Source organism: Microbulbifer mixtoriginis (SeqCode) (assembly GCF_052467945.1).
The window spans coordinates 3,760,897-3,775,168 of the sequence record NZ_CP174328.1 but is presented as its reverse complement, the minus strand read 5'-3'; the positions used below and the strand labels follow the sequence as shown (position 1 = coordinate 3,775,168).

The window sequence follows — 14,272 nt, the reverse complement described above, 5'->3', positions numbered from 1 at the left end:
GAAAGGTTTGAAGTATGGGGCTTGATTGTAGCTTATCGGTTCTAGCGTAGTTTTTAGACCGGAAGAGGTGGAGCGAGAGGAGTCGTAAGGATACTGACAACTCAACGATAAAGAAGGGGAAGTTCCGGGGACTTGAGTCCCCGGTAACAAAGAGGATCAGACTGCGGTAGCAATCCGGTCAACGTAAGGGGCGAGTTCAGGCTTGTTCTCCAGGATTTCTTCCCGAGTGAGGCCGTCGATCTCATGAGGGAATACCAGCCACTCTTCAGTCTTGTGGATAAAGTAATCCGGCTCGCGCTTCGCTTTGTTGTTTTTCGGCTTGTAGTAAGGCGTTGCGATACGAATCTCTGGCGTGTTCTTTTTACAGGCTGCGCGCAGGTCTTCAATTGTTTGTTCAATACTAAGGCCGGAATCGTGCACATCGTCAACGATCAGTAGGGAGTCGTGGGACTCAAGGCGCTTAATCAGATAGTTCAGGCCATGCACTCGGACTTTCTTGTCGCGCTCGCCGATACCGAGGTAGGAGGAAGTTCGGATTGCGATATGGTCCGCATCCACACCCATCACATGAAGCAATTCTTGTACCGCGATACCTACCGGAGCGCCGCCACGCCATACACCAACGATGTAATTAGGGCGGAAGCCGCTCTGATAGATTTGTTCGGCAAGCGCGTAGGAATCAATCAGCAGTTGCTGTGCGCTGATAAAATGCTTTTTCATCTGTGTACCCCTCAGAAAAAGGCGAACTTGGCAATAAAGAGAGCCGCTAACACGTAGACACTGATGCTGACGTCTTTACTGCGCCCGCTCAGTGTTTTGATGACTGCGTAGGCAATAAAGCCCAGAGCAATACCGTGAGCGATAGAGAATGATAACGGCATCATTACTGCCGCAATCACCGCCGGAGCGGCTTCGGTGATGTCATCCCAGTCGATGGAAGACAGACCGGAGGTCATCAGGACGCCGACATACAGCAGAGCTCCGGCAGTCGCATAAGCGGGAATCATCCCGATCAGCGGGGAAAAGAAGGTGGCCAGCAAGAACAGGCCAGCGCAGACCACTGCAGTCAGACCGGTGCGTCCGCCTGCGGTAATACCCGCGGTGCTCTCAACGTAACAAGTAGTGGTGGACGAACCCAGAACAGAACCGACTACAGAAGCGGAGCTGTCTGCCATCAGGGCTTTGCCCATGCCCGGCAACTTACCGTTTTCATCGAGAAGCTTGGCGCGGTCGGAGACACTCAGCAGAGTGCCGGCAGTATCGAACAGGTCTACGAACAGGAAGGCGAAGATTACACTGATCATACCCACTTCAAATGCCCCGGCGATATCCAGTTCGAGGTAGGTGGGCGCCAGGCTCGGTGGTGTGGAGACCAGGCCGGTGAACTCTACTTTACCAATAGCCAGTGCAATAACGGTAACTGCGAGAATGCCAATCATTACCGAGCCGAGCATACGGCGGTAGGACAAAGCCACAATAATAAAGAAGCCCAGAGCAGCCAGCATAGCTTCAACAGACTTAAGGTCCCCCAGGGTCACCAGGGTGGCGGGGCTGGCAACCACGATCCCTGAGCTCTTCAGGGCGATAATCGCCAGGAACAGTCCAATACCGGCTGCCAGGGACTGCCTCAGGGAGGTGGGAATACTGTCGATTATCCATTCCCGCAACTTAAAGATACTAAGCAGTAGGAACACTACCCCTGATATAAACACTGCACCCAGGGCAACCTGCCAGCTATAGCCCATTTCGCCCACCACTACATAGGCGAAGAAGGCGTTGAGGCCCATTCCCGGCGCCAGTGCGATGGGGTAGTTGGCGTACAGCCCCATAATTAGACAGCCGATCGCAGCAGCAAGACAGGTCGCCATAAACACGGCGCCCTTATCCATACCAGCCGCCGCCAGGATGTTGGGGTTTACAAAAATGATGTAAGCCATGGTCAGGAAAGTGGTTACACCGGCAATCACTTCCCGGCGAACATTTGTCTGACGCTCAGACAGCTTGAACAGCTTTTCCAATAAAGAGGCGTCGCCGCCCGCCTGGGGAATACCAGACCCTGGGGTCGCTGATGTTTGGATATCAGAGGGTTTCATATCAGAAGTGGTACTTTACTAGCAGGTTAACATTGCGCTCGTTGGAGTCGGTATTAAAGGTTCCATCTTTGAACCCAAATTTGTCATTCCAATGTACGTATTCAATACCGGCATACAGGGCTTTCGGCTCACCCCAATTGGCGCCCACATCCCACTTGAGTTGGGAGGTAAAGTTCATGCTTGGGTGTGCATCTTCGGAGGCGCTGGTCCAATCGATAAAGCCATCGTATACGAAGCTGGCGTCGCCCAGGGCAAATGGCATCGCCCAAACCAGGGTCAGCTGCTCGTTGCTGGCCTTGTCATCGTTATCGCGGCGGTAGGCGTTTACTTGGACAAAGGAAAAACCCGGAACTGCAAGGTCGAAACCGAGACCTGTCAGAACGTTGGTGAAATGCGGGCCTGTGGCTGTGAGGTGATCGGGGTCATCCATATTGCCCAGCTCTACAGTGGTTGCCACTAATACGTCGGTTACCGGCCCCCAAGCCAGTTCACGATCGCTGAGCTTCCCCAGGCTCAGACGCGGAGAAATTTCTGAATAGAGCTCCTTTGAACCATCTTCTGAATGCAGATAGTCGGCAAAGATAAACAGGTCTCCCCAGCTGTGGCCACTGGCGTGTTCAAAGGTCACTACAGAGCGCTCTGAATCATCGGTGGTCAGGCTGTAGTTCATTTCATAGTCGCGGCCATACAACAGGCTGAGGCTGTTATCGCTCCAAGTCATTTCTGCTTGGGCAGCTACAGACAACAGCCCGGAGGCCAGTAGTAGCAGGGGCTTGGTTGGTTTCATTGTATTACCTCTGTTACAGCGACAGGCGGAAACCGCACTGGCGGCCGACACTTGGGTCGGCAGTTGGTTAAAAAATAGTCGCGGAATATACCCGAGTTTACCGAGTGTTTTCCAGTATTTTTTTTCAGCAATAGCCTCTAGGTGAGCAGCCTTAAAGCAATGAAGTACTAATAAATTTTTAAAAATAAAAACTAAATACCTTTTAGCGGTTGGGTAAGCCTACATCCGGGAAAAAGGCCTATTGAAGGGCTGGCCTGATTTTTGGTTACGTTGAACCGATACTTTTAATAAGGAAAGGTTGTGGACCATTACTTGCTGCCTGCAAATAGGGCGCCAGGTTGTACAGGGAGCACTAATAAGCTGCAAGAGTTTGTAAGGCAAAGCGTTGTGGAAAGACCTGGAGGGAACTGTATTAAGCGGAGCTGAGTACACCTTGTGCACGGGTCATCCTACTAGCATGCACCATTGAGGTGCATCGTGCAGATTCTATGTAAGGCTTTCTTTTAATAGTGAGCCCTGATGAAGGAGTGACTTGTGAGTAACTTCGTTATTAATCAGAGTCAGTTCTTCACAGCAACACATGTGTTAAAGTACCGCACTCAATTAGGAGGATATTTCAAGGCTTGCCGGTTAGTAGTGACCTGATTACGCCTGTTGTTGTTTTTTTGAGCACTTAGTGGGAGAGACTCACGAACCGCCCTATAAATAGGTGCAATATGTGTCTCTCGGGGCTCTGGCAGCTGCCTTGTTATCCGGATGTCATCTGGGAAGCCCTTGATCGGCCCTGGTGGCGTAAATAATAAATTGGGGTCGCTATACCCCGTATGTACCAATTGGTTGCTTGAGAAATCTATCCCCCAGGGTGTTGGCTTGTGATTATATGTCAATCAGCGGGATGAAGAAGAGCGGCCGGGAGTGGGAGGTTTTATGAAATCCAATTGCTTGCACCTTGCAATCCCCGCAGGGGATCTTGAGGTAGCCAAGAAATTTTACTGTGGCGTTTTTGGCTGTAAAACTGGAAACAGTGAAGAAGGGCGCTGGGTAGATATCGATTTCTGGGGCAATGAACTTACTTTGCATCAGAGTGAAGAGAAGCTGCCGAACGTACGCCATAAGGTTGATATGGGAGCGGTAGCTGTTCCCCATTTCGGTATTCACCTGCCGGATGATGAATTCCAAGCCCTGAAAGCTCGTATCGAAGCTGCTGGCCTGGAGTACTTGGATAAGCCATATCGTCGCTTCGTTGGCAGTGAGTACGAACAGGAAACCTTCTTTATCGAAGATCCGAACGGTAATGTGCTGGAAATGAAAACTATGGTGAATCCAGAGCTGATGTTTAAATAGCGCTATGGACCACAGTTAGCACACATTGAGTTAGCCCGAGGTACCATACGTATGGTCTTTTGTATTGTATCTTGGGTTAATTTAAATTTTTTACCTCCTATTATTTTTTTCCTTTCTTTCCCTGCCTTTATTGTTTAGCTGTTTTTGAAAACTATCTTATAAGTGAAAGTACTGCCTGAAGAGTTGATGGTTGCGAGGTTATTTTATTTAAGCCTTTTGGCTGGAGCAGAAGAGTGAATTTTCTAATTGCAGCTTAAAGAATTTATGAAACTATTGGCTTGAGCTTGGATGTCTTTTTTTTCCTTCGTTGTCAATTTATCTAAGAGGCTGAGCATCATAGACATTCTTGGGTTTTTCTTAAAATAGTCGCGCTTTTCTAAGAGAAAATTCCAATAAAGACTATTGAAGGGACATGCACCTTCACCAACTCTCTTCTTTACATCGTATCGGCAGTTATCACAATAGTTGCTCATTTTATTGATATACGAGCCACTGCTTATATAAGGCTTTGTTGCGACCAGTCCGCCATCGGCATATTGACTCATACCGCGAGTGTTCGGTAACTCTACCCACTGAATAGCATCGATATATATCCCTAAATACCATGCATCTACCTGGTCTGGGTCGGTTTGTGTTAAAAGAGCAAAGTTACCAGTTATCATTAAACGCTGAATGTGGTGGGCATAGGCATGCTCAAGGCTGTTTTTGATAGCGCTTTTAAGGCAGTACATATCCGTTTGCGCTGTCCAATAGAAATTGGGCAGCGAATTATGATTTTGTAGTTTGTTGATTTTCGTATAGTTTGGCATCTCTTGCCAATAAATGCCGCGCATATACTCCCGCCAGCCAAGAATTTGCCGGACAAATCCTTCTATTTGATTCATATGAATTTCCTTCTTGTTGGAATTCCAATGATCAATAGTGCGATAGATAACTTCACTGGGAGATAGTAATTTGCAGTTAAGAGAAAAACTCAGGCGGCTATGAAAAAGGTAGGCCTCGTTGGGGTCCATCGCATCCTGGTAATCGCCGAAGTGTGGTAAAAGATATTTACAAAAATGGTTAAGGACTTTGAGGCTATCTTCTCTACTTGTTGGCCAGGTAAAATGCTTGGCGTTAATAGAACCAATGGTTTTTATTTTTGCGGCTTGGATACGTTTAAGTGTTTTTTCCACATTCTTTCGAAATAGGTATTGTCGGGGAACTTGAGGGTCTTCACTCCATTTTTTTCGATTCCCTTTATCAAAATTCCACTGGTTTCCTTCAGGATTCCCCTTTTTATCGACAAGTATATTGTTTTCCCTGCGCATATGGCGATAGAAGCTTTCCATTAAGAGAGTTTTCTTTCCCTTAAAGAAATCCTTCAAGTGGTTTCTGGTGGTTAGAAAATGTTCTGTGTCATAGGCTTTATACTCTATCTGCAATTCTTGAACTATTGTATTTAGTTGCTCTTCAAGACGATACTCATCAGGTAGTTGATATTCAAATCTCTGAATATCTAGCTGAGCAACTATTTGTCGAATATTTTCTTTAAGATTTTGTCGATTTTCTTTGCAGTCAATCTGATAGTAAATGACTTGATGGCCATGTGATTTCAGCCACTCGGCAAACGTTTGCATGGATTCAAAAAAGGCAACCACTTTTTGAATATGATGAATGGCGTAATCTGTCTCCTGTCGTATCTCGGCAATATGGTAGAAAATATCTGGACTGCTTGATTTATACCAAGAGTGCTTATGGTTGAGCTGGTCGCCGAGTATTAATCGTAGCGTTTTCAAAAGGAAAGCCTTTTTGGAATACAGTTTTTGTCAAAAGGTTATATTTGGTTAAGAGTAAAGCTACTTGTATGCTTTTCAGGTCTCATAACTTCTAAAGTTTAGTAGTTCATCGCAGATTGAAGTTACGCTTTTACGCCAAAGTCATTGATTTTATGATTATAGTGCACTGTATGTGTTCACTGTTTAGGATTGTTATAGCTGCTTTATTTTGCCTATTGATTGACGCTATTTAAGTGAGAAATAGCATAGGGGCATAAACCCTAAGAGTCCTTAAAGTTGACTGCTACCATTTACAATTGATCAAAACCTCAAAACCTCAAAACCTCAAAACCTCAAAACCTCCGAAGGATGTAAATACGACTTGAATTGTAGGCTTAGCGATTTTTCAGAGAGTACCTAAGACTGCTTTACTTCAAATATTTCTTATGCATCTGAATGTTCGGGCGATTCTGGATCAAGTTATTCCTCTGGCAGTTTTTTGAGTTGATCTAAACGATAACTTTTTGAGCAATTAGTCGGTCAATGTCCTCAGTGTTAAATCCTAGTGAACTCAGTAGGGATCGGCTATCGGCACCCAGTTTGGAGCCTGCTTGGTGTTGTATATTTTTCTTTCCATTAAACTTGAAGGGCGTGTTGATCTGTAGGAGAGGGCTGTCACTTTTGGTCTTTGCGTTTACAACCATTTGCCGTTCTTTGAACAATTTACTTTCTGTTGCTTCACTAAAGTTGAGAACAGGCTCAACGCAGGCGTCGAGATCAGAGAAAATATTAATCCATTCACTCAGCTTACGTTGTTGTATAACCTCGGAGATATCTTGTTTCAAGCTCTCTTGCTGATCGCTCTCTAGTACCCGAACCATCCAATCCGGATGCCCAATTCCTTGAAAGAAAGCTTCGGCAAACTGAGGTTCAAGGCTACCAACGGATAGATAGCGGTCATCAGCTGTACGGTAATAATCATAGTAACTTCCACCGTTAAGCAGTTCCATTTCCACCTTAGGATCTCCACCATTTGCGAGAGCACTGGCACCACATATGGCATTCAAAGCATAGGCACAGTCGGTCATACTGATATCGATATAGCCGCCGCTGCCTGTTTGTTGGCGGTGATACACGGCGGCAAGAATTGCCATGGCTGCATGGTGGGATCCACCGGCAATATCGGCAACTTGCATACCACTCAGATTGGGTCCGCTGCTCTGCCGACCGGAATAGCTGGCGAGCCCTGAGAGTGCAAGATAATTGATATCATGCCCAGCACGCATTTTAAGAGGGCCATCTTGTCCGTATCCGGTGATTGAACAATAGATAATATCTGTGCGTATATCACTGAGGTCTTCATAGCCAAAACCAAGCTTATCCATGACTCCTGGGCGGAATTGTTCAATAACAATGTCGTATTCAGAGAGTAGTTTTTCAATAATTTTCTTTGCTTCATGGCTTTTTAAATCTAAAGCCAAAGATTTTTTGTTGCGATTAATTGTTGCATGAGCTGCGGAAACGGGATCTTCACTGTCGATCATAGGAGGAAGCCCCCTAAGCATATCCGGACGATTCGGCGACTCTATACGTAGAACCTCCGCACCCATGTCCGCTAATAACATAGTGGCGTATGGACCTGGAAGCAGGGTGGTGAAATCGAGTATACGTAGGCCTTGCAGGGGGGTGATAGATTTATTCATTACTTATTTTATATATTATTATTTGGAGGTTTACGTAAAGGAATTTTCAGAAGTTAAACATGTAATTAATCTTTTGTATGACAAGTATGAACGAATTGTGTGGAAAAGTTATATTTATTAGTTGATGGCAAATAGAGGTTGGTGTAGCTGAAATCGTAAATTGGATCGGCGATTAATTGTTCTCTTATTAATACAGTGGCAGGGTGAACCCGGCGATAGTGTAGACCGCCGGGTTATTGCACTTAGTTATCACGGAGAATTTCACGGGAAATAATGAGTTTCATTATTTCATTCGTTCCTGCATAAATACGTTGTACCCTGGCGTCAGCCCAGGAGCGGGCAATAGGATACTCCCACATATAGCCGAATCCACCATGGAGCTGAACACACTCATCCAGCATCTTACATTGGAAGTCGGTAGCGAGTAATTTGGCTTTTGCTGCAGTGGCTACATCAAGCTTTTTCTCGTAATGGAGTTCCAGGCAACGATCCACAAAGACTCTGAGGGAAGAGAGTTCACTATCCAGTTCTGCCAGTTTGAACTGTGTATTTTGAAATGCGGCTATAGGTTTTCCAAAGGCTTTGCGGTCTCGTACATAGTCAATAGTCCACCCTAATGCCGCTTCCGCATTGGCAATGGCAAAAATAGCCACACTGAGTCTTTCCTGTGGTAATTCCTGCATTAGGTAGACAAAACCTTGGCCTTCAGCTCCCAGTAAATTCTCCTGGGGTACTCTGACATCATCAAAGAAAAGCTCGGAGGTATCCTGAGCTTTCATGCCGATTTTTTCCAGATTATTGCCTCTTTTGAATCCTTCCGATTTGGCATCAACCAATAACAGGCTTACTCCGGAAGCCCCTTCACTGGGGTCTGTTTTTGCAACAACGATAACTAGATCGGCGTGCTGGCCATTGGTTATAAATGTCTTGGAACCATTGAGTAGATAGTGATCGCCACGCTTGATTGCGGTTGTTTTTACTCCTTGCAGATCGGAACCCGCGCCGGGCTCTGTCATAGCGATGGCCGTTACAATTTCACCGCTGATACATTTAGGTAAGTACTCCTTTTTTTGCTCTTCACTGCCGTAATTAATAATGTAGGGTACGGCAATATTGGAGTGCAGCCCCCAGCCGATGCCAGAAAGACCTGCACGGGCGATTTCCTCATCGATAATAGAGTTATAGCCGTAGTCCAGCCCAAGGCCGCCGTAGGATTCGGAGATTTGAGGGCAGAGAAAGCCCATTTCACCAGCCTTATTCCAAAGAGCACGATCGACCTGCCCATCTTTCTCCCACTGACTGTGAAAGGGGATGGCCTCGTTTTCGAGGAACTTTCGCACGGTATCGCGAAAATGCTCGTGGTCTTCGTTGTAAACGGTTCTCGGTATCATTCTGAACTCCAACATTCGTTTTTATTATCTGGAATTGTAGACTCTTCGCATTTGTGCAATTGCGGGACTGCCCGGCCGTGGCAGCCCCGTTAATACTGCTGAGTCTTCTCGCTCATCAGCGACTTCGTAGTCTTTATGTGACTAATGGGTATCCTTCAGCTCCTCTCTGGACTCGGCGAGTGCTATTAATGTTTCCGGGGGAGAAAATCTGTCCCCGTAGGTTTCGGCAAGTTTTTGGGCGCGCTGTACAAAAGCTTCAACGCCATATTGGTTAATATATTGCAGGGCTCCGCCGGTCCAGGGAGGAAAACCAATACCAAAAATTGAGCCTATATTGGCCTCTCGCACGCTGCGTAGCACTTTCTCTTCGTAGCAGCGCAGTGTCTCTATGGCCATGATAAATAACAGGCGCTCCTTGATATCCTCAACAGGGGGTTGTTTGGCCGCTGGAAACTCCTGTTGCAGGCCTTGCCAAAGGTGTTTCTTACCCCCTTCTGGATAGCTGTAAAAACCGCCACCCGCCAACTTGCCGGCGCGGCCAAGTTCCAGCATATGATCAATTACAGATTCTGCAGGATGTGTGGGGACACTTTTACCCTCCTTCTGCAGGTCGTTAATCGTCTGTTGGCGAATCTTTCCCATTAAGGTGAGAGAGACCTCATCACTCACAGCTAGAGGCCCTACTGGGAATCCGGTCAGGGATGCTGCATTTTCAATCGTGGCGGGATTTATCCCTTCGCCAAGCATGCCAATTCCCTCATTGGTAAAGCAGCCAAAGACCCGAGAGGTGAAGAAGCCTCGGCTATCGTTAACAACAATCGGCGTCTTGCCGATTTGTAAAACGAAGGCGAAAGCCTGGGCCAAAGTCTCTTCACTGGTTTGCTTACCACAGATGATTTCCACCAGCGGCATTTTGTCTGCCGGGGAGAAAAAATGCAGGCCGATAAAGTTATCTGGCCGAGCAGAGGCCTGAGCCAGGCCGGTAATTGGTAGTGTGGAGGTGTTAGAGGCGAAGACAGCACTGTTATCCAGTTGGGCTTCTGCCTCGCGGGTAACTTCGGCTTTTAACTCTCGGTCCTCGAACACTGCTTCAATGATCAACTCACAACCGCTCAAGTCGGCGGCATTATTTGTTGGGTGAATATGAGACAGGATAGTCTGTACGTGTGCCTCGTCTGTTCGGCCGCGCTCCAGACGTTTTTGCAGTGCCTTTTCTGCATAGTTTTTACCTTTTAAGGCTGCCTCGGTGGAAATGTCTTTCAGCACCACCTCAATGCCCTTGCTGGCACAGGCATAGGCAATACCGGCACCCATCATTCCGGCTCCGAGTATGCCGATCTTTTTGATAGCTGTGGTTTTCGATTCGCGAGCGGCTGGTGGGAGAGAGGTGCCGGCCTTCAGCGCGTTAAGAGCAAACCAGAAGGTACCGATCATATTTTTTGCTACTTGACCGCAAGTGAGGTCGACAAAGTAACGCGATTCGATACGCGTGGCGGTGTCGAAATCCACTTGGGCGCCCTCGATAACCGTCGCCAGTATCGCTTCAGGAGCGGGCATACAGCCGTGGGTTTTCTTTTCCAGCATGGCGGGGGCAATCATCAGCAGCTGGGCATTTTTAGGATTTTTGGCGTCACCGCCGGGCATACGGTAACCGGGTTGATCCCAGGGCTGTAGGCTCGGTTGTTCACTGTTGCTGAGGATATGGTCCCGAGCCTTATTGAGCAGCTCTCCGGCATTTTGGGCTGTCTCATGAATTAAACCACTTGCCAATGCTTGCTTGGCTTTTACCTGCTTACCTTCCAGCAGGAAGGGCAGTGCATTTTGAATACCTAGCAAGCGGGGCATACGTACACAGCCTCCACCACCAGGCAGCAGCCCAAGAGTGACTTCCGGTAGCCCTATTTTTACTGAGTTGTCTTCCAAGGCGATCCTATGATGGCAGCTGAGGGCAATTTCCCAGCCGCCGCCGAGAGCGGCACCATTGATTGCCGCTACAACAGGTTTGCCCTGAGTTTCTAGCCAGCGCAAGTTTCCCTTAAGGGCCTCACAAGAGTTAAAAAACTCCTGAGCCTCACTTTTCTTTGCGGCATAGAGGGACTTGAGATCGCCGCCGGCGAAAAATGTTTTTTTAGTGGAGCGAACAATAATCCCCGCATAGTCCCACTGTTTTATCTCCTCCACCGCGGCCTGTAGTGAGTCTGTAAAATCCCGATCCATTACATTGGCGGAGGCATTGGGGTTGTCCATAATCAGGTGGACAATGTTATCGCTGTCTCTTTCCAAGCGTATAGATTTCATATTTTCCCCCTAGACTCTTTCGATAATAGTTGCCACGCCCATACCGCCACCTACACATAGAGTGACCAAGCCATAGCGCAACTGACGTTGCTCTAATTCATCAAGCACGGTGCCAATTAACATGGCACCAGTGGCGCCGAGAGGATGACCCATAGCGATAGCGCCGCCGTTGACATTGATCTTCTGCGGGTCAATATCCAATTCATGTTGGAAGCGCAGCACTACTGCAGCGAAGGCTTCGTTGACTTCGTACAGGTCTATGTCATGGGCGCTTAGGCCCGCAGCCCTGAGGGCTTTGCGAGCGGAGGGAGCGGGTCCAGTCAGCATGATGGTGGGCTCGGTGCCGACGACTGCGGCGGAGACGATACGTGCCCGGGGTGTCAGGCCCAGGTCTTTTCCGGCCTGCTCACTGCCGATAAGAATGGCGGCGGCGCCGTCCACAATGCCTGAGGAGTTGCCAGCGGTATGTACGTGTTCGATAGCTTCCACCTGGGGGTAGCGGGAAATCGCTACGCTATCGAAGCAGAGGTCGCCCATGGCAGTAAAAGATGGGGAGAGATTGGCAAGCCCCTCCATGGAGGTTTCTGGGCGCACCAACTGATCGCGATCGAGAAGTAACAGGCCGTTCTGGTCCCGCACGGGGATTACGGATTTGTTGAAGGCACCACGTTGCCAGGCACTTGCAGCCTTGCGCTGGGAGTTCAGAGCAAAGTTATCCACATCTTCCCTGGAAAAGCCCCCCAGCGTGGCAATTAGGTCGGCTCCGATGCCCTGGGGTGCGAAGCCTGTTTCTATGGCGGTTTGTGGGTCCATAGCCCAGGCACCGCCATCACTGCCCATGGGCACCCGCGACATAGACTCAACGCCACCGGCCACTACAAGCTGTTCCCAGCCAGAGCGGACCTTGGCGGCGGCTAAATTAACAGCTTCGGCACCGGAGGCACAAAAACGGTTTAAGGTGACGCCGCCAATATCCCAGTCCCAACCGGCACCGAGTGTGGCGACCTTGGCGATGTCAGCGCCCTGCTCACCGACAGGTGTTACGCACCCCATTACCACATCATCGACCCTGGCCGTATCCAGTTGGCTGCGTTGTTGCAATTCGCGCAGCAGGTTGGAGAGTAGGGTGATGGGTTTGACTTCGTGCAGCGCGCCGCTGGGTTTTCCTTTGCCACGCGGGGTGCGGATTGCATCGTAGATATAGGCTTCACTGGGCACGGTTATGGCCTCTTTATTTTTGATTGTGGGTACAACCATAGTTGTGTGGGGTTTCGGCGCAATGATGAAAGACGCCAGGGGGGGTGACGTGGTTGTCAGCTCAGATAATTAATGCAGCGAATCTTTTTACTTTACTTATTCCAAATCAAACTAACTCGATGAGTGGTGTGCCGTACACTCAAATAAGGCGCTTTATTTTTTATTTTCGGCCAGCGAATAGCAGCCGATTAGATTGTATTTAAGCCGCAATAGCCCCACCGAAAAATTTAGTTGTGGGTTTTGGCTCACAGGAAAAAGCCTTTATCTGGGTTGATTCATCACCAACACCATTTAAAGAGTGGCTTTAGCTTGCGGTTGTCTGGCAGTGAGGGTCGACTATGGCAGAGAATCTACTGGAACTGGCGGCGAGCCAACTGGGCAGCTCGGGTATCGGTACCCTGGCATCTGCACTCAACCTTCCGGCAGAGAAAGGTCAGTCAGCACTGGATACTGGAATCGCATTTGTTCTTGCAGGCATGCTGAATAAAGCCAGTAGTAAAACTGGTATGGCTTACTTGTTCAATATGGTTACGGACACTGAAGTTGCGGATCTCCCCAGTGTTTTGCAGCAGTTTGCAGATAAGGCAAAGTTGGAAGCCTCACTGCCAGCCGGTGATGCCATGCTGCAAAAAGTATTTGGTACCCGGGTCGAAGAAGTGACCAAAGTAGCCACTACAGAACTGCCGGGTAATGAAGGTGGCCACCTATTAAAGTTGGTGTTGCCACTGGTGATGGCCCTGCTAGGCGCTCAGGTAAAAGCCAACAAAATGGACGTCTCTGACTTGGCTTCATTTTTAATTGGTCAGAGAGAGTTTTTACGCAACAAGGTCCCTGATGCACTCCTGGATGCTCTTGATGTAAAAGGGTTTGATAATCTGGGGGCCGCCCTGGTTACCCATGGCCATGCCAAGCCTCAGGAACCTCGGGAACAAGCCCTGCATGGCCATGTGGAAAAGAAAAAGCCCGTAAGTTTTAGCAGCTGGTTTTTTCCGTTATTAGTGGTACTAATTGCCCTCTATGCCTTAAATATGTGCATGGACAAGGGTAGGCAGGAGGAAGCGGCAGGCCAGCCTTTTGAGACTCCACAGGAACAGGCCTTTATGGAAGCGCCCTCACAGCCTGCTGGCGATACTCCTCCCAATGAAAATAGCGCCCAGGCTCAGTTGGGCCCGGATAAATTCTCTAGTAACTTGCGGGATTACTTGAAGAGCTTTGATCGGGACCCGAACCAGGAATTTATTCTGCGAGTGAAGTTTGAAAAGGGCACGGCAAAAATTCTTGATCCCCAGTCCGCTGATATTGATGCACTTGCACAAATTATGCAGGAAAACCCACAGCTTACGGTTGCTATTGAAGGGCATGTACAAGGGGAGGGCAATGAAATTAAAGAGCAGGAAATTTCGCAAGAGAGAGCGGATGTTGTGCGGGAGCTGTTGCTGCAAAAGGGGATTGCGGCTAATCGTATGACGGCCACCGGTATGGGATCCGCTAAACCTGTGCAGGAAAGTGAGACAGGGCAAACAACACCGCAGCCGATGAACAATGAGCGTATTAGTGTACGAGTGGTTAATACCGAATAGATATTTTCACAATCTTGGCAAGCAAATAGCCCTACATTTCTGTGGGGCTATTTATTTTGTGG

At 48.3% G+C, this 14,272-nt stretch carries 10 protein-coding genes; 2 read left to right on the top strand and 8 right to left on the bottom strand.

Annotation, left to right across the window (positions count from 1 at the left end):
• Window positions 1–156: 156 nt before the first annotated feature.
• The 3 genes from ACJJIJ_RS16305 to ACJJIJ_RS16295 are packed head-to-tail and all read right to left on the bottom strand — an operon-like array spanning window position 157 to window position 2,880.
• On the bottom strand, window positions 157–720 hold the full coding sequence (locus ACJJIJ_RS16305; RefSeq protein ID WP_252083610.1) for a phosphoribosyltransferase: 564 nt from the start codon (window positions 718–720) through the stop codon (window positions 157–159).
• Window positions 721–731: 11 nt separating this feature from the next.
• Window positions 732–2,093 (bottom strand): NCS2 family permease, encoded by a 1,362-nt coding sequence (locus ACJJIJ_RS16300; RefSeq protein WP_444937906.1) that lies wholly within the window; start codon window positions 2,091–2,093, stop codon window positions 732–734.
• Window position 2,094: 1 nt separating this feature from the next.
• The gene (locus ACJJIJ_RS16295; RefSeq protein ID WP_252083608.1) at window positions 2,095–2,880 is read right to left on the bottom strand and encodes an outer membrane protein OmpK; all 786 of its coding nucleotides are present in this window, start codon (window positions 2,878–2,880) and stop codon (window positions 2,095–2,097) included.
• 927 nt (window positions 2,881–3,807) lie between these two features.
• Here ACJJIJ_RS16295 and ACJJIJ_RS16290 point away from each other — a divergent pair.
• Entirely contained in the window at window positions 3,808–4,224 is a 417-nt protein-coding gene (locus ACJJIJ_RS16290) for a VOC family protein (RefSeq protein WP_226642070.1), read from the top strand.
• 242 nt (window positions 4,225–4,466) lie between these two features.
• Here ACJJIJ_RS16290 and ACJJIJ_RS16285 read toward each other — a convergent pair whose 3' ends face one another.
• The 5 genes from ACJJIJ_RS16285 to ACJJIJ_RS16265 all read right to left on the bottom strand — a co-directional run bounded on the left by ACJJIJ_RS16285 (window position 4,467) and on the right by ACJJIJ_RS16265 (window position 12,591).
• Window positions 4,467–6,002 carry a cryptochrome/photolyase family protein gene (locus tag ACJJIJ_RS16285; RefSeq protein ID WP_252083607.1) on the bottom strand — a complete coding sequence of 512 codons (1,536 nt, stop codon included), beginning with the start codon at window positions 6,000–6,002 and terminating at the stop codon, window positions 4,467–4,469.
• 488 nt (window positions 6,003–6,490) lie between these two features.
• Window positions 6,491–7,684 carry a CaiB/BaiF CoA transferase family protein gene (locus ACJJIJ_RS16280; protein ID WP_252083606.1) on the bottom strand — a complete coding sequence of 398 codons (1,194 nt, stop codon included), beginning with the start codon at window positions 7,682–7,684 and terminating at the stop codon, window positions 6,491–6,493.
• A 242-nt stretch (window positions 7,685–7,926) separates the two neighbouring features.
• Complete coding sequence (locus tag ACJJIJ_RS16275; RefSeq protein WP_252083605.1) at window positions 7,927–9,075, bottom strand: acyl-CoA dehydrogenase family protein; 1,149 nt, start codon at window positions 9,073–9,075, stop codon at window positions 7,927–7,929.
• A 141-nt stretch (window positions 9,076–9,216) separates the two neighbouring features.
• Entirely contained in the window at window positions 9,217–11,373 is a 2,157-nt protein-coding gene (locus ACJJIJ_RS16270) for a 3-hydroxyacyl-CoA dehydrogenase NAD-binding domain-containing protein (protein WP_444937905.1), read from the bottom strand.
• A gap of 9 nt (window positions 11,374–11,382) precedes the next feature.
• On the bottom strand, window positions 11,383–12,591 hold the full coding sequence (locus ACJJIJ_RS16265) for an acetyl-CoA C-acetyltransferase (RefSeq protein WP_444937904.1): 1,209 nt from the start codon (window positions 12,589–12,591) through the stop codon (window positions 11,383–11,385).
• A 377-nt stretch (window positions 12,592–12,968) separates the two neighbouring features.
• On the opposite strand from ACJJIJ_RS16265, the gene ACJJIJ_RS16260 reads away from it, so the two are divergent.
• Window positions 12,969–14,210: an OmpA family protein gene (locus ACJJIJ_RS16260; RefSeq protein WP_444937903.1), complete on the top strand. Its 1,242-nt coding sequence runs from the start codon at window positions 12,969–12,971 to the stop codon at window positions 14,208–14,210.
• Window positions 14,211–14,272 lie beyond the last annotated feature (62 nt).